Here is a 20,598-nt window from a genome sequence, read left to right as displayed (position 1 = left end):
TAAAACTACACCAATGAAACTACGTTTATTCTTTTTAGCAGCTTTTGTGGCGCTAGCTTCGTGTTCATCAGACGACAGTACTGATCCTGTAAATGAAAACCCTAATCCAAACCCAAATCCGGTTGAAGAGGAACCGGAGCCGAATGATGAATGGCCTGATCAGCCTGAAGTTGTAAAATATCTGGACAAAATCAACATATTACACACCTCACTTAGTGGCGAGGTAGGTACAAATGTTATGACTTTTGGCGATAATAATAAGCTTACTACTTACGAATCTTTTGGTGTTAATACCATGCTTATTGCTCGTAGTGAATACGAGTATAATGAAAATGGTAGCCTTAGTGCTCAAAGCTCGTATAATTCATCAGACGTTTTACTTACAGAATTTTCCATTTCTTATGACGAACAGGGGCGAATAAGTGAAAAATTATATGGTTTTCAACACGCAACACAGGGTTGGAAAAACCAAACAATAACATATACTTATGAAGAAGATAAGATAGTGGCATCTACTTATGATTCAGCAAACCTTCAAACACCTGTTTTTGTATTTACCCATTCATTAAATGCAGAAGGTAAAATTATTAAAATTGTAAGAAATGAAGAAACCCAGCCTATTCAGGAAATTGTATACAGTGGAAATAATATAAGTAGTATTACAAATAACGGTATTACAACTTCATATGAATATGATACAGAAATGCCAGTTTATGGAGATATTACTAAAATATATGAAAATCAGTTTGCAGGTAACACTAATAACATGATACTGTTTGAGGGTAAGGTTAATCTTGATGTTATTCATGTTCAAAAACAGGTAGCAACGGCTAACTACATGTCGGCAGTTATTGCAGGCGAGGATAATAGCTATACTTTTGAATATGTTTTTGATGAAGATGGCTACCCGGTAGAACGTAACAAATACAAAGGCATGTTAGCTGTTTTTTATACAGCGATAACCTATAAAAATTAAATATAAATACACCTTATGAAATTACGCTTATTTTTTTTAGCGGCATTTGTATCGCTCGCTTCGTGTTCATCTGACGATGATGGAAATCCAGCAAATGAAATACCAACTCCTGTAGTTAAGAACTTAAAAGATATTACTTATAAAAATGCTTTAGGAGAAACTAGGGAAATAACAAAATACGAGGATAATAAACTTAAAGAAAGGATTCTTTATGATCAGGGAGTGATTTTTCATACAGAAATATTTGCTTATAATGAAGACGGATATCTTGTTTCGGGAGTTTATACAGCCGATGATGACGGCGTAAATCAGTATGTAAGCTATGACGATTCCGGAAGGATTACACAAATTACGAATGATTTTACTTATATGGGTATTGTAGGTAATACAACTACTTCTGTTGTTGATTATTCGGAAACGGGAGTGATTAATGTTACTAAAACCACAGTTCAAGGGGAAAACGAAGAGCTAGATTACTTTAAATATTTCCTAACTGCAGAAGGAAGGGTGTATGAAATAGCTTTGGTTAATGATGATGAACTAAGTTATATTTATAAGGTAGACTATGATGGTGATAACGTTGCTGTGGTTTACAGTTACAGAGATGGTGATACTGGAGCTTACCTGAACACATCTACATTATCTTATGATAATGAAACAGAAGTAAAAGGGGAATTTGTACACATAAACAGTAACAGGTTTGGTGATAATAAAGCAAACTATGTGATTTACAGGGAAGATGCTATACCAAATGTGTCTGAACAATATCTTATAGGTAATGTTTCAAACGGACAGGCAAACTATATTGGAGAAATTACTTATGAATTTGATGAAGATGGTTACCCTATTAAGCAATTGTCCTATTTGCTGGGACAGGAGAATCCTTTAAGCCAATACATTATTACATACGAATAAAACAAAAAAGCCTCCTTACGGGGGCTTTTTAATTACAATGCCATTTGTTATTTTCTAATTTAAAATCGTTCTTCTTTTCGGGTATAAATACTTTAACAATCAAACTTTTTGATTTTTTTCTTACGAATAATTCTACAAATTAAAATTATAGGAAATTTCAATAAATTTCAAAGTATTGATAATTAGGTGGTTTTTACGGAAATCCGTAAAATAAAGTAAGAATAATTCTACTTGAATATCATTGTGTGGTAGAAATTTCTTATAAAATGATTTATATGGTAAGTAAAAAGTATTTTAAGAATACGTTATAAATTAACATTTTGTTTATATTGCACTGAGATATTTTCTATTTTTGCTAAGCCCAATCAAAAATTTTAATGAAGAAAACCCTACCGATTTTAGTGCTATTGCTCGGACTCCTATGCCACGCACAGGAAGAGAACGCCGACTATTTCCTAAATCAGGGAATAAAACAAAATTCCCAAAACCAATATGTGGAGGCGGTTGAGTCTCTAAAACAAAGTGTTTCTTTAGCTACAGAGTCTGATGATAAAGTAACCCTGATTAAAGCATATGCAGGTTTAGGAGAAGCTTACCATAAAGCCGATCAGCCAAAACTGGCTACAAAGAACTACTTACTATCCTTAAGCCATGCAAAGACAATTAAGGACGGAAACGCTATTATAAAAGCATCAAAAGAACTTGGAGAACTATATGCTGATGAGGAAGACTATGGTCTTTCTGTTCAGTACTATACCTATGCTATTAAGGAGGCAAAGCAGTTGAATAATGAGGTGCTTGAAGCCGAGGTTCTTGTGGAGCTTGGTGAAGTATACGAGCTACAGGATAAGCCCGAACCGGCTCTTGATGCTTATAGCAGGGCACTTGCCATTTACCGTGCTAGAGGTAAAAACAGTGAGGCAGGGCATACGCTTAGCAAAATGGGTAATGCTTACCGAAAGAAAACCGATTATGTACAGTCAATATTAAACTACAAGGAGGCACTGGGCTATTTTGCCGGACTTGATGACAGAAAAAATGTGGCTGCTACACTAAGTGACTTAGGGAAGGTACATGCGCTTAACGACGATTACAGTGAATCATTACGTCTTTATGAGCAGGCTTACCTTGATGCTTCGTCTATTAAAGATAATGAAGTTATCATTTCATCTTGTCTTGGTATGGCAACTGCATATGAGAAGCTTAAGCAGTACCCGGAGTCTATTCGTTACCATAAACTGTACGAACAGAAAAAAGATAGTTTAGTAACAGCAAAGCATGCACTGGCATTACAAACACTACAGTCAAAGTACAAAAAACAGCGTGATCAAAACGAGTCAAGACTACTTGGTACTGAGGGTGGGGAGCAGGAAACTGTTTCTTCGGGCGATAGTATAAGCCGTGCAGAATATGAAGCTACAAAACGTACACGTATTATAATTATAGGTGTATGCTCTATAGTAGTATTGTTAGTTATAGGCTGGTTTTGGAAAAGAAAACAACAGCTTAAAGAGAAGCTGAGAGAGGAAAGAATGAACCATGAAACCGAAAGGCAGGAACGCCTTCGTATGGTTCAGGATATACATTCTGATCTTGACTCTAAGCTTTCTAAAATCAATTACCTTAGTGAATCTATTGTAGAGAAAACCCATGGTATGCCTACTATTAAGAGTAGTGGAGAGGCCATGCAGGATACTACTAAAAAACTGGAAGAGAATATTAGGGATCTTGTTTGGTTATTAACCCCAAGGTCTACTACGCTTTCCAATTATATTACCAATACTCAGGATTATGTAACCGATTACTTTAAGGACAGTCCGGTTGAAGTATTGTTCTCAATGCCCGATAATCCTTCTACAAATACTATTGTAAAAGAGAGTCAGCGTGAGTTAACCGCAGCCATTAAGGAGAGCCTTGAAGCTATTGCCGAAGATCCGCAGGCATCAAAAGTATTCTTTGGTATGTCGTTTTCGGGTACAAGGTTAATGGTATCCATTAAAGATAACGGTGCCGGTACAGATCGTAATGAGGCTAGTAAGAAAACCATGGAAAGCCACATTGTGAGCATTGGCGGTATTATGAAAGTAGATGCCGAACAGGGTTGGGGAACCATGGTAAAAATGATTATCCCAATCAACAAACAAATAAGAAAATCAATGAAGAAAGTGTAGTTTATACCTTTAACTTCAAATACCCTATATGCAGCTCATCTTCTACAGGATGGGCTGTTTTTGTAATAGCAAAGCTGTATTGCTCTTTATACTTAGGTAAAAGTATATCGGCTACGTTATAAGCATCATCAATATCAAGTGCATATTTGTCGTCCACGTGCGATTCGGCTCCTTTAAAACCAAAGTGCTTGTAAAAGGTAGTTTGTTTAACGGCTTTAACAGCTTCTCCCATAGTTTGTGCCACTATTAAGGTTTTATAATGATACTCTTCAAAATCGCCCGGTTTGTATCCGCCAAGGTTTATAAAAAACAGCTTTTCGGTATTGTTATTGTCCTGTTTTTTGGTGATGGAAATTTCATATTCACCCACGTGTGTAACCTCTCTCCAGGAGTCTACATGTAGCCTTCCGCCATCAGGCCAAAAAGTATACATATCTGAGATAAGGGACTCGATTGAAGTGCCTATTCCAAAAAAAATATCATGTTGTTCGGTTAAACGTCCGTTAGGCGTGCAGCCCAGTAATACCTTGAATAATCGTAGTTTTTGTTCCATACTGATACAAAGGTATTTAAATTTTTTTTCATGAATTTTCCTTTGAAAATATTTTTTGGTTCAGTTTTTGGAAATATCTTTATAAACAATAAAACTTTTAACATTATGAAAAAGATATTTTTACTTTTAAGCGTAGTGAGCCTCTTTACATTATCGTCGTGTGTTGATGACGATCCGGATGTGGTATATAACAATACAGATAATTATTTTGAAGCTGAGGTATTTGAAGTAAACCAGGCAACATTCTCATTTGATGCTAATACAGGTTACTATACTTCTTTTTACGAATTAAATCCTGCTTTATATCCTGCAGATATGATTTTAGTATACCGTTTAAAAGAGGTAAATAACGGTAGCGATGTATGGGAAATGATTCCTAAAACACTTTACTATGATAATGGTGATTATGTAGAGTTTGATTTTGATTTTACCCGTAACGATATTGTTTTCTACATGGGAGCAAACTATGATTTAGGTACTGATCCAAACTTTTTACAAAATCAGGTATTCAGGGTAGTGATTATTCCGGGTTATGATAATTCTGCAAGGATTGACCTTACAGATTACAACAATGTAATCAAAGAGTTTAATGTTGACCAAAGCAATATTAAAACACTACAGCCAAAAAAATAATTTGGTGTACATAACAATATAAAAAGAAGCAGGCCATTGGCCTGCTTCTTCGTTTTTAAAAAACGGAATTAGAATTTTTCTAAATGGCGCGTAATAATATTTTTTAGTTTCCTTCTAAAATATACTTCGTTAGGATTGCCAAAGTAACGTGTAATGGTAAGCCTTGCCATAAGGTAGCTAATACTTGATTCTGCTCCCTGATTAAGGTTTACATTATGCTCTTCAAGTCCGTCAAAACAACCTCCTGTACAGGGATTATATATAATTTGCTGTAAATGGTTGTTCCCTAAAAACCAGTTAAAGGCCATTTCCATTTTGGTAAGGTACTTTTCGTCTTTAAATATATCGTGAAACTTACGTAATGCCAGTATGGTATAAGCTACATCAATAGGCTGCTCACCATAGCGTTTTTTTTCTTCTCCTTTAAAGTGCCAGCCGTCGTTAGATATTACTTTGATAGATTGTTCGTCAAAAATCACATCCAGTAAAAAGTCAAAAGCTTTGCGAGCTATATCACGATACGTTTCGTTGCCGGTAATAGTGTAGCAAAGCAACAGCGCTTCGGGGAGTACACTATTGGCATAGGTTAGGTAGCTTTCAAACCACTGCCAGTTTTCCTCATTTTCATGCCTGTACATTTGTACCATCCTGTCGGCAAACAGTTTTATGTATATAAGGGTATCTTCATCCTTAATGCGCCTGTTGTAATAATACAAGCCTTTTATTACAAAAGCCATTGCTCTGGTAGAGTAAATGTTTTTGGTAAGTGATAGGGAAAGGTGAAAAGCGGCTTCGGCACGTTCACCCAGCTCATCAGGTAAAATGTTAGCTATAGATATAAGATAACCTAAAGCCCACATGGCTCTGCCCGAACAATCTTCCAGATTCTCGTTGTTATTTTGAGCGGTAATCTTTTTATTAAAGTCTACATAATTAAAAAAGCGTCCGTCTTTACTTTGGCAGTACTCAATAAAGTTAAGATAGGTATCTATATACGGAATTACACTGTCATCCTTAAACTGTTTGTAGTACTGACACATGGCTATAAGGGCGCGGGCATTATCATCCAGTGTGTATCCAGAATCCGGGTCGGGTTTGTTTAGTTTTGAAAACTGCAGCATCCCGAAATCAGTAGTCATATTCTTAATATGATTTAGGTTTACCCGGGGATTCCTGTACTGGAGTTTCATTCCGTTTCCCATGGTTTGCTGTATTAAACGGGCATGATCTACGGCAGAGTTTTCCCAGGCGGTATGAATTATTTTATGCAGTCCGTTAAGTACCATAGTTTGGCGAAGGGTATCGTCTCCCAGTAGGCGGTTAATCGCTTTAGCCAACTGATTGGAATCTCCAAAGTCAAACGTAATACCGGTTTCTCCGGCAAGCACTTCCTGTGCATGTGGAATTGGTGTAGATACAATGGCGCATCCGCAACTTAAAGCATAGGAGAAAGTACCACTTACTGCCTGATTAGGGTCTTTAGAGGTAAACAGGTACACATCGGTCATTTGCAGGTACTCCAACAGTTCATTTAACGGAACATACTTATTAATAAAGGTTACGTTATTTTGTAGGTTCAGTTCGTTTATTTTTTTGATAAGGCTATTGCGGTAGCTTTCGCCTTCGTGTAAAAATACGGTAGGATGGGTTTTACCTATAATAAGGAAAAGCACATTAGGGTTTTGTGCTACCACTTCGGGTAGTGCTTCCAGTGTTGTTTCTATACTTTTACCAGAGCTAAGCAGCCCGAATGTGGAAAGTATAGTTTTTCCTTTAAAGCCATATTTTTCTTTTAGTTCGTTTTTCTCCCTGTGAGGTACCAGGTGAGTACCGTGTGGGATAACCGTAATAAGGTTACGGTCTATTATATAGTCGCGCACCAGTATATCGGCAGCGTTGTTTGTCATTACAATAAGCGAATCCACGCGGTTAAGTATATGCTGTACGTTGGCTTTAAAAGCCTCGTCAGGATTTGGTAATACCGTATGGAATACAACAGTGAGTGGTTTTTCAATCTCATCAATAAAAGTATTGAAGGCATCGCTGGTTTCGGCAAACAGCCCAAACTCATGCTGTATCATTACTATTTTTACATTGGTATCCTCATTAAGGGTTTTTGCCAGTTTTATGTATGATTCGGGTTCAGAGGTGTTGAGTGTATATTTTACATCCGGATTGGTGTAAGTATGCTTTTCGTTTTTGTTTTCCAGTGCACATATCTTTATGGAAAAAGAATCTACATACTGGTTGTTAAGAGCTTTAATAAGATCTTCAGAATAGGTTGCTATACCGCACTGCCTTGGAGGGTAAGTGGTAATAACTGTAATTTCGGGTAACGGATGGTTAATTTCATTATCCTTTACCACCTGCTCTATAATTAGGGGTTTGTACTTATCTCCTGCATTTTTCCTGTTTTTCATGACACGGTCTTTTTTTGTGAGTTGTGGGTTTAGCTTTTAATTAAATAGATTTAAAAACCGGTTATAAGTAATTTATAACCGGTTTTCGAGTGTTTATGAATTATAAGGGATTCCTTAACTCTATGCTTGGGCATTGCTCACCCAGTCATTTGCTCTTTCTTTAGCGCTGTTCACAGCCTCTTTGGCATCGTTTGCAGCACTTTTAAGTTCTTTACCGGCTTTACGCTGCAGTTCGTTTAGTTTACCTTTAAAATGTTCTTTTGCTTCTGCGGCGTTTGCTTCAAATTTTTTCCTGTCATTTCTTCTTTTTGCAAAATATAAAGCTGCTCCTGCTAAGGCTACAGCACCAGCTGTAACTCCTACTACAATTTTCCTGTTCATTTTTTTTATATATTTAGGTTATTAAAACTTGAATAACCTAAAATTACCACATTCTCGTTTCAGGTAGGGTTTTGCTTAGAGAATATTTAACACAATTAACAATACTTTGAGTATTTTAAAATTTAGTTAACGGATGTAAGAAATTCTTTGAGAAAAATTCAATATAAAGTTAAATAAATGTTGTGGAAATGCGAAATTTAGAAGTTGGTAATTTTATTTTAGGGGTTATTTTTGTGTAGTTGATAAAATTTAAGAATTATACCCCCTAAAAAATAGGGGTGTCTTAATATTTGAATTCAAAAATTCATATATTTGCATCGATTTTAATATCATTAATAACTTAAAAAATTAGTTTCATGTCAACAATTCGTTTTCAGGCCTTAAAAGAAACCGCGGGCAGAAAGCCGGTTAAAGTAGAAGAGCTGGATCGTAAGTCTGCTATTTTCGGCAGTAATGTGTTTAACGACAAAGCAATGCGTCAATTTTTAACGTCTGAAGCATACCAGGCAGTAAAAGGAGCTGTACAGTATGGAACAAAGATTGATAGAAAACTGGCTGATTATGTAGCTATGGGTATGAAAGAGTGGGCTCTTTCTAAAGGTGTAACGCACTATACTCACTGGTTCCAGCCATTAACAGGTACTACTGCAGAAAAGCACGATGCTTTCTTTGAAACATCTTTTGACGGTAGTGACCCAATCGAAAAATTTGCTGGTACTCAGCTTGTACAACAGGAGCCGGACGCATCAAGTTTCCCTAACGGTGGTATTCGTAACACGTTTGAGGCTCGTGGTTATACAGCATGGGACCCAACATCTCCGGCATTCATTTTTGGTACTACATTATGTATCCCAACTGTGTTTGTATCTTACACAGGTGAGGCGCTGGATTACAAAGCACCATTATTACGTGCACTTAATGCTGTAGACGAAGCTGCTACAGATGTGTGCCGTTACTTTGATAAAAACGTAAAGAAAGTAACTCCAACTTTAGGGTGGGAGCAGGAATATTTCCTTATTGATAAAGCTCTTGCTGCATCAAGACCGGATATTACACTTACAGGACGTACACTTTTAGGACATACTTCTGCTAAAGGGCAGCAGTTAGAAGACCACTATTTCGGTTCTATCCCTACAAGGGTTCTTAACTATATGAGAGACCTTGAAAACGAGTGTATGCTATTAGGTATACCTGTAAAAACACGTCACAACGAGGTAGCTCCAAACCAGTTTGAGCTTGCTCCTATATTTGAGGAAACTAACCTTGCTGTAGACCACAACTCATTACTAATGGATGTAATGCAGAAAGTTGCAGAACGTCATGACTTTAAAGTACTTTTCCACGAAAAGCCATTCCAGGGAGTTAACGGTAGTGGTAAGCACAATAACTGGTCGCTTGCTACAGATACAGGAATAAACCTTTTAGGTCCTGGTAAAACGCCAATGAGCAACCTACAGTTCCTTACTTTCTTCATTAACACTATTAAGGCTGTATACCAAAACGAGCAATTGCTAAGAGCTTCTATCGCTTCTGCGTCAAACGATCACCGACTTGGAGCTAACGAGGCGCCTCCTGCAATTATCTCTGTATTCATCGGTCAGCAGCTTACAAAAGTTCTTGAGGAGCTTGAAGGTGTATCTAACGGTAAACTTTCTCCTGAAGAGAAAACAGATCTTAAACTTAACGTAGTAGGTAAAATTCCGGATGTATTACTTGATAATACTGACAGAAACAGAACTTCTCCGTTTGCCTTTACAGGTAATAAATTTGAGTTTAGAGCAGTAGGTTCTAATTCTAACTGTGCTAACTCAATGACAGTTCTTAACGCAATCGTTGCTAAGCAGCTTAAAGACTTCAAAAAAGAAGTAGATGCGCTTATCGATTCTAAGAAAATGAAGAAAGATGATGCTATCTTTAACGTATTAAGAGAGTACATCAAAGAAACCAAAAACATTCTTTTTGAAGGTGACGGTTACAGTGACGAGTGGGAAGTGGAAGCTGCAAAACGCGGACTAAGCAACAACAAAACTACTCCGGAAGCGCTTAAAGCAAGAGTATCTAAAGAGGCACTTGCATTATTTGAAGAGCTTGATGTAATGAACCACGTTGAGGTTGAAGCACGTTATGAAATTGAACTTGAAGAGTATGCTAAGAAAATCCAGATTGAAGGACGTGTACTTGGAGATATTGCACGTAACCACGTAATCCCAACAGCTATTCGTTACCAAAATATCCTTATCGAGAACGTAAAAGGTCTTAAAGAGATATTCGGTAGCAAGTTTGAGGAAATAGGTAAAGAGCAAATTATCCTTATCAAAGAAATATCTGAGCACATTTCAGGAATCAACTCTAAAGTTGAAGAAATGACTGAAGAGCGTAAAAAAGCAAATGCACTTGAAACTGCTGAAGAGCAGGCTGCTGCTTACTGTAATAATGTAAAACCATACTTTGACGTTATCAGAAAGCACTGTGACAAACTGGAGCTTCTTGTTGACGATGAGCTTTGGACACTTACTAAATACAGAGAGTTATTATTTACAAGATAATATAAGCTTATTATAAATTAAAGCCCCGCAATAGCGGGGCTTTTTTTGTACTAAAAAGTATGAGTTTACGTTTTATTATAAATCCTTACCTAATGAAACACTTATATACTCTTTTTTTACTTACTCTTTTTACGTTTGTACAGGCCCAGCAAAAGCATACCATTTATTTTGATTTAGATATTGATGAACCAAATACTTCATCTGTAAATAGTTTTGACACATGGTTGCAACAAAATAAAGATGCAATTGTATTTAAAGTATATGGCTATGCCGACACTACAGGTAGTGTGCCGTATAATAAAAATTTATCGCTTAGAAGAGCAAATGCAATTGTAAGCCGATTAAAACAAAATAATATAGCCTTTGCAGAAGGGGTAGAGATTAAAGGTTTTGGTGAACAATTTGAGAAGGATAGTGACCAGGCTAAAAACCGTAAGGTTGAGGTGTACTATGGACTACCTGTGGTAGAAGCGGATGTTGTTAAACCGGAGCCGGAGCCGAAAAAGACTGTGTTTGCTCAAAAAGTAGAAAAGTCTAAAGTAGGAGATAAACTGAGGTTAGAGAATTTAAATTTTTACGGTGGCTCAGCCCATTTTTTACCCGAATCCATACCGGTTCTGGAAGAGTTATTGGCTGTTATGAAAAGCAACCCCAATCTTAAAATTGAAATACAGGGACACATATGTTGTGAAAAGAAAGTAACACATCCGGTGTCTTCAGATAGGGCAAAAGCCGTTTACAGCTATTTAAATAATAATGGTATTTCCCATTCCAGAATTTCGTATAAAGATTATGGAGCAACTTCTCCAATATACAGTATACCTGAAAAGAATGAAAAAGAACGGGTTACTAACAGAAGAGTTGAAATTAAAATAATAGCGAATTAATTATGAAGCGAATTTTTACCTTGCTAATATTATTGGTTTTTACACTTGTACAGGGCCAGCAAAAGCATACCGTTTACTTTGACTTAGATATTGATGAACCAAACAGCTCGTCTGTAAATAATTTTGATACATGGCTGCAACAAAATAAAGATGCAATTGTGTTTAAAGTATATGGCTATACCGATAAAGTAGGTAGTGTGCCGTATAATAAAGATTTATCGCTTAGAAGGGCAAATGCAATTGTAAGCCGATTAAAACAAAATAATATAGCCTTCGCAGAAGGGGCTGAGATTAAAGGTTTTGGAGAGGAGTTTGAGCAGGATAGCGAACAGGCTAAAAACCGTAAGGTGGAGGTGTATTATGAACTGCCCGAAACGGTTGAGGAAGTCATAGAGCCTCTTGATACCGAATTGGCTAAAAAAGTAGACCGCTCTAAAGTAGGGGATAAGCTAAAACTGCCTAATCTCTACTTTTATAATAACAGCGATATTGTAGTACCTAAGTCAAAACCGGTATTAAGAGAATTGCTTGTTATTATGCAGAAAAGACCTAAACTTAAAATAGAGATACAGGGACATATTTGCTGTCAGCCAACAGACGAGGGGCGTATTTCATTCTTTAGGGCAAAAGCCGTGTACGAATATTTACTCTACAATGGGATAGACGCGGGGAGATTAAAGTATCGTGGTTTTTCAAGCAATAATCCGGTTTACCCGTTACCCGAAAAAAATGAAGATGAACGCAATGCCAACAGGCGTGTAGAGATTGAGATTATTGAGAATTAAATATTTTATAATAAATAAAGTCTTATTTTCGTAAAAATACCATATTACAAAAGGATGAAAAGACCTGTTTTATTCATTATATTTTTACTGCTTGCTTTACCGGCTGTTGCCCAAAAGCAATACACACTTTATTTTGATTCTAATAAATATGAGATAGATCCGGCTTCCGACCAGATAAGAATCTTTAAGGCATGGATGTCGGCAAACAAAGAGTCTAAAGTAGTGGCGATAGACGGTTATACCGATGAAGACGGTAGTACCCAGTTTAACGATACACTGGCACAAAACAGGGTAGACTATGTGTACAACCTTATAAAAGGGAATATAAAAATACGCGACGATTTTAAAACCCGCAGTTTTGGGGAACTTCACAAGCAGGAGGCAGATAAGTCTAAAAACCGTAGGGTAGATATATTTTACATCCGTAAAGATCAGTTACATTTAGAGAACGAAATACTGGGAATCGAGGAAGAACCTGCCCCAGAACCCGAACCAAAACCAATTGTATATACTGAGAAAATCGTACTGCGCAATCCAAACGGTACTATGGACGAGATTGTGCTCGATACCGTGTTTATGAAAAAGGTAGGTACGGCAAAACCGGGTGAACACCTGGCAATAAAGAATCTTAACTTTTACGAAAATACTTTTGCCATTACTCAGGAGTCGCGCCCAAGGCTTTTTGAACTGCTGGAAGTAATGCGACTGCACCCCAAACTTAAAATCAAATTACAGGGACATATTTGCTGTATGGAAGGCGACCCGCGCGATTTGAGCACTAAAAGGGCTAAGGCAATATTTATGTTCCTGCAACAGTATGGTGTACCAAAAAGCCGACTGTCGTTTGAAGGGCTTGGAACTTCACAACCGCTTTACCCGTTACCGGAAAAAAACGAAGAGGAACGCGCCGCTAACCGCCGTGTGGAAATTTTGGTGGTGGAAAACGAGTAGTCGTTTTCAGTGATCAGTGTTCAATTCCCCTCTTGAGAGGGGTGGCGTAGCCGGGGTGTGTCATTGCGAGGAACGATGCAATCACTGAGATTTCTCCCGCTGGTCGAAATGACATAGCATGTTGTCATTCCGATACGTAACACAGTGTAGTGAGGAATCTTGTTTTTATCTGATATATAGAGTACTCCTTTTATGTACTGTCATTGCGAGGAACGATGTACTCACTGAGATTTCTCCCGCTGGTCGAAATGACATAGCATGTTGTCATTCCGATACGCAATGCAGTGTAGTGAGGAATCTTGTTTTACCTTATCGTATAAAGTTCTCCTTTTATGTACTGTCATTGCGAGGAACGAAGCAATCTTTAAGATTTCTCCCTCTGGTCGAAATGACATAGCGTGTTGTCATTCCGATACGTAACGGAGTGTAGTGAGGAATCTTGTTTTGTTGTCGAGGTCTGTAAAATTCTCCTTTTATGTACTGTCATTGCGAGTAACGAAGCAATCTTTAAGATTTCTCCCTCTGGTCGAAATGACATTGCGTCTTGTCATTCCGATACGTAACGCAGTGTAGTGAGGAATCTTGTTTTGTTGTTCTTATGTACAAAGTTCTCCTTCTTATGTACTGTCATTGCGGGGAACGATGCAATCACTGAGATTTCTCCCGCTGGTCGAAATGACATAGTGTGTTGTCATTCCGATATGCAACGCAGTGTAGTGAGGAATCTTGTTTTGTTGTTCTTATGTGCAGTCATTGCGAGTAACGAAGCAATCTTTAAGATTTCTCCCTCTGGTCGAAATGACATAGCGTGTTGTCATTCCTATACTTAACGCAGTGTAGTGAGGAATCTTATTTTACCTGATATTTAAAGTACTCTTTCTGTGTATTGTCATAGCTAGGAATGAAGCAATCACTGAGATTTCTCCCGCTTGTCGAAATGACATAGCGTGTTGTCATTCCGATACGTAACGCAGTGTAGTGAGGAATCTTGTTTTGTTGTTCTTATGTACAAAGTTCTCCTTCTTATGTACAGTCATTGCGAGGAATGATGCAATCACTGAGATTTTTCCCGCTGGTCGAAATGACATAGCGTGTTGTCATTCCGATACGTAACGCAGTGTAGTGAGGAATCTTGTTTTGTTGTCGAGGTCTGTAAAATTCTCCTTTTAGATGCTGTTATTGTGAGGAACGAAGAAATCTTTAAGATTTCTTCCTCTGGTCGAAATGACATAGCGTGTTGTCATTCCGATACGTAACGCAGTGTAGTGAGGAATCTTGTTTTTGTCCTACTTATATAAATATCCTGTTATTATTAGGAACGAAGCAATCTCATTACAGAGATTCCTCGGTTTCGCTGTCGCTTCACTCGGAATGACAGAACGATAATTAATTGCTAAATTAAACAATTGCCATATTAGCAAATTAAAACTATCTTTGCACACAGTAATACAAACCCTATTTCATGAGTTCTGATAACAGCAAACGCTATAGCCTGAGGGGAGTTTCGGCTTCTAAGGAAGATGTTCATAACGCTATTAAAAACATAGATAAAGGCTTATTCCCAAAAGCTTTCTGTAAAATCGTACCCGATTATCTTACTAACGATGAGGATTACTGCCTTATAATGCATGCCGATGGCGCCGGTACAAAATCGTCACTGGCTTATATGTACTGGAAAGAAACGGGAGATATTTCGGTATGGAAAGGTATCGCTCAGGATGCTCTTATCATGAATATTGACGATCTGCTTTGTGTAGGTGCTGCCGATAATATTATGCTGTCATCAACCATAGGTCGTAACAAAAACCTTGTTCCGGGTGAGGTAATCTCGGCTATCATAAACGGTACCGAAGAACTTATTGAGGAGTTAGGGAAATTTGGTGTTACCATTCATTCTACAGGTGGTGAAACTGCCGATGTGGGCGACCTTGTGCGTACCATAATCGTAGACTCTACCGTAACTGCACGTATAAAACGTAAGGATGTTGTAGATAATGCAAACATTCAGGCAGGTGATGTTATTGTGGGGCTTGCTTCTTTCGGTCAGGCTTCTTACGAAAAAGAATATAATGGCGGTATGGGTAGTAACGGACTTACCTCTGCACGTCATGATGTGTTTGATAACTACCTTGCTCAAAAATACCCTGAAAGCTATGATGCTGCCGTTCCTTCAGAACTGGTTTACTCAGGAAAAACAAAACTTACCGATGCGGTTGAAAACAGTCCTATAGATGCCGGTAAGCTTGTACTATCGCCTACACGTACCTATGCGCCAATCATTAAAAGCATATTAGACAAATATACACCACAGGATATTCACGGTATGGTACACTGTAGTGGTGGTGCACAAACTAAAGTGCTTCACTTTGTAGATAACGTACACGTGATTAAAGATAACCTGTTCCCTGTACCTCCTTTATTTAAACTGATCCAGGAGCAAAGCGGTACTGACTGGAAAGAAATGTACCAGGTGTTTAACTGCGGTCACCGTATGGAACTTTATGTTCCGCAGGAAATTGCCGAAGATATCATTGCTATTTCAAAATCGTTTAACGTAGATGCGCAAATAGTGGGAAGGGTAGAGGCTTCTGATAAGAAAGAGCTTACCATTACCAGCGAATACGGAACGTTTAAATACTAAAATACTGAATCCGCCCATTGGGCGGATTTTTTTATTTATTATATTAGGGCTTAATTATTTTTGAGATTTCTCCGCTCCACTCTGTTTCGGTCGAAATGGCATTCCATTCCGGGTGTAGTGATAGTAAAATTGGGGAATCCGATACAAGTAAATAAACCTTACCAACCCATGAAAAAAACATTTCTTAATGCACAATGGCGCAAGCTGGTTATGATTAACTATGCTGTTGACCCAAAAGTACTGGAGCCTTATGTGCCGTTTAATACCGAACTAGACCTGTGGAACGGTACCTGCTATGTAAGCCTTATAGGGTTTATGTTTGTTGATACTAAAGTACTGAAGCTTAAAATCCCTTTTCATATCAATTTTGAGGAAATCAACCTTCGCTTTTATGTGAAGTATAAGGATACCGAAGGTTATAAAAGGGGAGTGGTATTTATTAAGGAAATTGTTCCGCGACCTGCACTTACCCTTGTGGCAAACATGCTGTATAAGGAAAACTACGAGACCCTGCCTACACGCCACAACTGGATAGAGCGCGATGATTCGCTTATGGTGGAGTATGGCTGGAAAAAGGACGAGTGGAACAGTATACGTGTTACTGCCGATAAGCAGCTTGTAGATATTGTTCCTGATAGTGAGGAAGAATTTATTACCGAACATTTTTGGGGATATACCAAAGTGAATGATACGGTGACATCTGAATATGAGGTGGCACACCCACGCTGGCAGATTTATCCGGTAAGGGATTATGAAATTGATGTTGATTTTACCAAAGTATACGGCAGTGAGTTTGCCTTTTTAAAGGATGTCAAACCGGTATCGGTTTACCTTGCAGAGGGATCTGATATTGTGGTAAAAAAAGGAAAGAAGCTAAAAATAGAAACTGCCGAAGTATAAATAAAAAGGGAACATCTGTAAGTTGTCATTCTGAATGCAACGAAGTGGAATGAAGAATCCCTAAGAACTCAATAAGAAATTTTCTTAAAGTCAAAAACGACAAAATACAAATGAAAAGGGCAGCCAATGAGCTGCCCTTTTCTGCCAATCCAATAAAGATATATTACACTTAATTACCTCCTTATTACAATTTTATGTGTTTCGGTAGTAAAGTCGCTTACAATTTGCATCACATAAGTACCCGATGCTAACTCCTCCATATTAAGGGCAGTTGCCATAGCATCGGCTTTCATTTCCATAACAAGTTTTCCCGTTCCTAAATCGTATACGGCTACACCGGCATTATCGCCGTGGTTTTGTGCCAGTTCTATATTAAATATTCCGTTGTTTGAAGGGTTAGGGTATACTATACTCCTTACGGCACTTGCTGCAAAATCTTCGGTATCAAGAGAACACGCCTCCTGAGATTCGTATGCACCAATATCACGACGTCCGTTAAACACATCCTGTCCCGCCTGATCCTGAGAGTTATCGTTAGGGTCACCCATATCGGCAGCTGCACTAGGGCATCCCAGTTTGTGGGTAAAGGTGCTGCCTCCGTTATCTCCCAGTGCCAGTAGCTCAATGGTAAACGGAGTAGTTATTGATCCCGTAATATCAGTTTCTGCGCTTACATAAGCTTCTGCTTCTGCAATACCTATAAGGTTATACCCCATAGAGTTTATCATTTCGCCTTCGGCATACACATCGGCTCCAGCCACAACAGCAAGGTTACCTGCCAGTATAGTGTTAGTAACAGTAGGCGACATCATGGAATTGTTTGAAATACCACCACCGCTAATAGTAGCTGCGTTCAATGTGATAGTGTTGGCGTTTATCATAAGTTCGGCATTGTTATAAATACCACCACCGTTAGTAAGTGCTGTATTTCCTGATATAGTAGTTTTAACCACCGTAGCCGATCCTGCATTGATATGGATTCCGCCACCCTGACCAAGCAGACCCGTAGCACTATTACCCGAAATGGTAGAGTTACTAACGCTTAGTGTACCACCATTGTTAAAAATTCCCCCGCCACCATCATCGGCAGCAACTCCCGCAGCAATATTATCGCTAATTGTTACATTGGTAACCGTCATGGTACTACCGTTTTGGTTCCATAGTCCGCCACCCTCACGGGCTGCTATATTGGCACTCACACTACTTTCGCTAATATCAACCATAGTAGCTCCGCTAATGTGTAGTGCGCCTCCGTTACCGGGGTTAGGAGTCCCGGCTGTACCGTTAACATCGTTTTCATTAAGGGCAGATGCGCTTATCATTAAATTTCCGGCAATAACCTCTATACCACCACCTGCACGGTTAGCGCTGTTTAGGGTAATCATGGTGTCATCAATACTTACAGTACCGTTTGAGCTAAAGATACCACCACCGCTACCGCTTACACCTGTAGCTGTGTTACCTGTAATTGTACTGCCTGATATACTTACCATACCACTAACGTTAAACACACCGCCTCCGCCATCGATAGCTGCGCTACCTGCTGCTTCATTGTTTTGTATAGTAACATCGGTAATGGTCATGGAGCCACTTCCGTTCCATAGTCCGCCACCTTGTAGTCCTGCATAGTTGCCGCTTACCATACCACCTGTTATAGTAGCACTACCCGAACCTGTAATGTGTAAACCACCACCATTACCCGGAGGTCCTGAAGCCGAATTTCCGGTTAGCATTACATTGGTTAGTACGATAGTACTTGTGCCCGAATTGTCTTCAATACCACCACCGGCTCTTACGGCTGTATTGCCTGATATTTCGGTATCGGTAACAGTAAGCTGCGAACCAACATCGTTAAGAATACCACCGCCACTACCAAGAGTACCATCGGCAGTATTATCACTAATTGTAGCATTTGCAATAACAAGTGTACCACCATTAAGGTTGTAAATACCACCACCACCTTGATCGGCACCGTCACCACTTGCAGTATTTCCGCTAATAACAGTTCCGTCAATGTTCATTGTTCCTGTTCCGTTCCATAGTCCGCCACCTTCTGATCCTGCCATATTTCCTGAAACTTCACCACCGCTAATAGTAATCATTCCCATACCTGTAACGTGTAGTCCGCCACCATTACCGGGTGAGTTGTTTGTAGTGTTGTTGATAATCATTACATCGGTTAATGATACCGATCCCATCATACCTGAATTATCTTCTATACCACCACCTGCACGGTTTGATACGTTTCCTGATATTTCGGTATCTGTAACAGTAAGTTGCGCTCCTGCATCGTTAAGGATACCACCACCACTACCGGAAGTACCATCGGCTGTATTATTACTAATTGTAGCATTTGCAATAATAAGGGTACCACCATTAAGGTTGTAAATACCACCACCACCTTGGTCGGCATCGTTACCGCTTGCGGTATTACCGCTAATAACGGTTCCGTCAATGTTCATTGTTCCTGTTCCGTTCCACAGTCCACCACCTTCTGATCCTGCCATGTTTCCTGAAACTTCACCACCGTTAATAGTAATCATTCCCATACCTGTAACGTGTAGTCCGCCACCATTACCGGGTGAGTTATTTGTGGTATTGTTGGTAATCATAGCATCGGTTAATGTTACTGATCCCATCATACCTGAGTTATCTTCAATACCACCACCTGCACGGTTTGATACATTACCTATTATTTCTGCTTCGGTTACTACCAGTGTAGCTCCTGCATCATTAAGGATACCACCACCACTACCGGAAGTACCATCGGCTGTGTTATTGCTTATTACCGTTTCGGCATTTACATTAAGTGTACCGCTAAGGTTGTAAATACCGCCACCACCTTGGTCGGCACCGTCTCCGCTGGCAGTATTGCCGCTTATCACTGTTCCTTCTATAGTCATGGTACCACTACCGTTCCATAGTCCGCCACCTTCGGCAGAAGCTGTATTGTTGTTTACCGTACCGCCTGTAATCATGGTATCACCTGCACCTGTAATGTGCAGTCCGCCACCATTACCCGGGCTTGACGCTGTGGAGTTATTGTTAAGGGTAACATCTGTTAAGGTTATCATTGTTCCTGCTCCCGAGTTTCCTTCTATACCACCACCGGCACGTCCTGCCATGTTACCTGTAATAACACAGTCGTTAACCGTAAGGTTACTGCCTGCGCCTACTAAAATAGCACCACCGCTACCTGCCATACCATCGGCTTCGTTTCCGGTTAGGGAAGAGGTGTTAATGGTTACATCGCTGTCGCCCATAACGTAAATGGCACCACCGCCCATGCCTGCTGTTGCTCCGCTGGCTGTATTACTGCTAAAAGCGCTGTTGTTTATAAGTACATCGGTACCCGATATAAAAAGCGCCCCACCATTATCTGATGCGGCACCTCCCGTAAATGATATGTTATTGATGGTAACCTGCGTAGCGTCCGATATGTTGAATATCCTGTTGCTGTCGCCTCCGCTAATAATTGTAGCATCGTCTCCATTACCGTTAATAATAAGTTCTTTATCAATGGTTATTTCGCTGTTAAGCGTAATGGTATTTCCATTGGTTGTAAGGGCAAATATAATAGTGCTGCCCGCAGAGGCATCTAATACTGCCTGACGTAATGACCCCATGCCACTATCGTTTGAGTTTGTCACGGTAACCTGAGCATTGGCTGAAAAACCAAACAAGAGGCAAACCGTTAAAAACATCGTGAATGTAAAATTCTTCATCATGTTGTAAAAGTTTCTGGTTCGTATTACTGTTAGTTACGATGTAAATTGTTTATTGGTTTTTTGGTGTTATAGTTAAATAATTCTTAAATATTTATTTTATGGATCAATATG

Annotated in this window: 14 protein-coding genes; 10 read left to right on the top strand and 4 right to left on the bottom strand. The window is 39.0% G+C overall.

Features of this window, described 5'->3' with window-relative positions:
• The first annotated feature begins 13 nt into the window (after positions 1-13).
• From GN157_RS05050 to GN157_RS05040, 3 genes are all read left to right on the top strand, one after another.
• Complete coding sequence (locus tag GN157_RS05050) at positions 14-976, top strand: hypothetical protein (RefSeq protein ID WP_157482018.1); 963 nt, start codon at positions 14-16, stop codon at positions 974-976.
• Positions 977-991: 15 nt separating this feature from the next.
• Entirely contained in the window at positions 992-1,891 is a 900-nt protein-coding gene (locus tag GN157_RS05045; protein WP_157482017.1) for a hypothetical protein, read from the top strand.
• Positions 1,892-2,268: 377 nt separating this feature from the next.
• Entirely contained in the window at positions 2,269-4,062 is a 1,794-nt protein-coding gene (locus GN157_RS05040; protein ID WP_157482016.1) for a tetratricopeptide repeat-containing sensor histidine kinase, read from the top strand.
• A gap of 1 nt (position 4,063) precedes the next feature.
• On the opposite strand, the gene GN157_RS05035 is transcribed toward GN157_RS05040, so the two are convergent.
• Entirely contained in the window at positions 4,064-4,615 is a 552-nt protein-coding gene (locus GN157_RS05035; RefSeq protein ID WP_157482015.1) for a DUF1543 domain-containing protein, read from the bottom strand.
• A 105-nt stretch (positions 4,616-4,720) separates the two neighbouring features.
• Here GN157_RS05035 and GN157_RS05030 point away from each other — a divergent pair, with 105 nt between their 5' ends.
• Positions 4,721-5,248: a hypothetical protein gene (locus tag GN157_RS05030; RefSeq protein ID WP_157482014.1), complete on the top strand. Its 528-nt coding sequence runs from the start codon at positions 4,721-4,723 to the stop codon at positions 5,246-5,248.
• A gap of 68 nt (positions 5,249-5,316) precedes the next feature.
• Here GN157_RS05030 and GN157_RS05025 read toward each other — a convergent pair whose 3' ends face one another.
• Together GN157_RS05025 and GN157_RS05020 are read right to left on the bottom strand one after the other, a co-directional pair.
• Positions 5,317-7,668: a glycosyltransferase gene (locus tag GN157_RS05025; protein WP_157482013.1), complete on the bottom strand. Its 2,352-nt coding sequence runs from the start codon at positions 7,666-7,668 to the stop codon at positions 5,317-5,319.
• A gap of 120 nt (positions 7,669-7,788) precedes the next feature.
• On the bottom strand, positions 7,789-8,049 hold the full coding sequence (locus GN157_RS05020; RefSeq protein ID WP_157482012.1) for a hypothetical protein: 261 nt from the start codon (positions 8,047-8,049) through the stop codon (positions 7,789-7,791).
• 356 nt (positions 8,050-8,405) lie between these two features.
• On the opposite strand from GN157_RS05020, the gene GN157_RS05015 reads away from it, so the two are divergent.
• The 6 genes from GN157_RS05015 (at position 8,406) to GN157_RS04990 (ending at position 16,759) form a co-directional block, all read left to right on the top strand.
• A complete protein-coding gene (locus GN157_RS05015) occupies positions 8,406-10,595 on the top strand; it encodes a glutamine synthetase III family protein (RefSeq protein ID WP_157482011.1) in 2,190 nt (729 codons plus the stop codon).
• A gap of 92 nt (positions 10,596-10,687) precedes the next feature.
• Complete coding sequence (locus GN157_RS05010; protein WP_197429398.1) at positions 10,688-11,482, top strand: OmpA family protein; 795 nt, start codon at positions 10,688-10,690, stop codon at positions 11,480-11,482.
• Positions 11,483-11,484: 2 nt separating this feature from the next.
• Positions 11,485-12,267, top strand: a complete 783-nt coding sequence (locus GN157_RS05005) for an OmpA family protein (protein WP_157482009.1) — start codon at positions 11,485-11,487, stop codon at positions 12,265-12,267.
• A gap of 54 nt (positions 12,268-12,321) precedes the next feature.
• The gene (locus GN157_RS05000; protein WP_157482008.1) at positions 12,322-13,218 is read left to right on the top strand and encodes an OmpA family protein; all 897 of its coding nucleotides are present in this window, start codon (positions 12,322-12,324) and stop codon (positions 13,216-13,218) included.
• Between the two features lie 1,462 nt (positions 13,219-14,680).
• Entirely contained in the window at positions 14,681-15,859 is a 1,179-nt protein-coding gene (locus GN157_RS04995) for an AIR synthase related protein (protein ID WP_035136023.1), read from the top strand.
• Positions 15,860-16,027: 168 nt separating this feature from the next.
• Positions 16,028-16,759 (top strand): YqjF family protein, encoded by a 732-nt coding sequence (locus GN157_RS04990; protein ID WP_157482007.1) that lies wholly within the window; start codon positions 16,028-16,030, stop codon positions 16,757-16,759.
• A gap of 173 nt (positions 16,760-16,932) precedes the next feature.
• On the opposite strand, the gene GN157_RS04985 is transcribed toward GN157_RS04990, so the two are convergent.
• On the bottom strand, positions 16,933-20,487 hold the full coding sequence (locus GN157_RS04985; protein WP_157482006.1) for a right-handed parallel beta-helix repeat-containing protein: 3,555 nt from the start codon (positions 20,485-20,487) through the stop codon (positions 16,933-16,935).
• Positions 20,488-20,598 lie beyond the last annotated feature (111 nt).

It is taken from the genome of Flavobacterium rakeshii, assembly GCF_009741375.1.
GTDB lineage: Bacteria > Bacteroidota > Bacteroidia > Flavobacteriales > Flavobacteriaceae > Flavobacterium > Flavobacterium rakeshii.
Note: the sequence above shows the minus strand (reverse complement) of the source record. Positions and strands in the feature narration are given on the sequence as shown.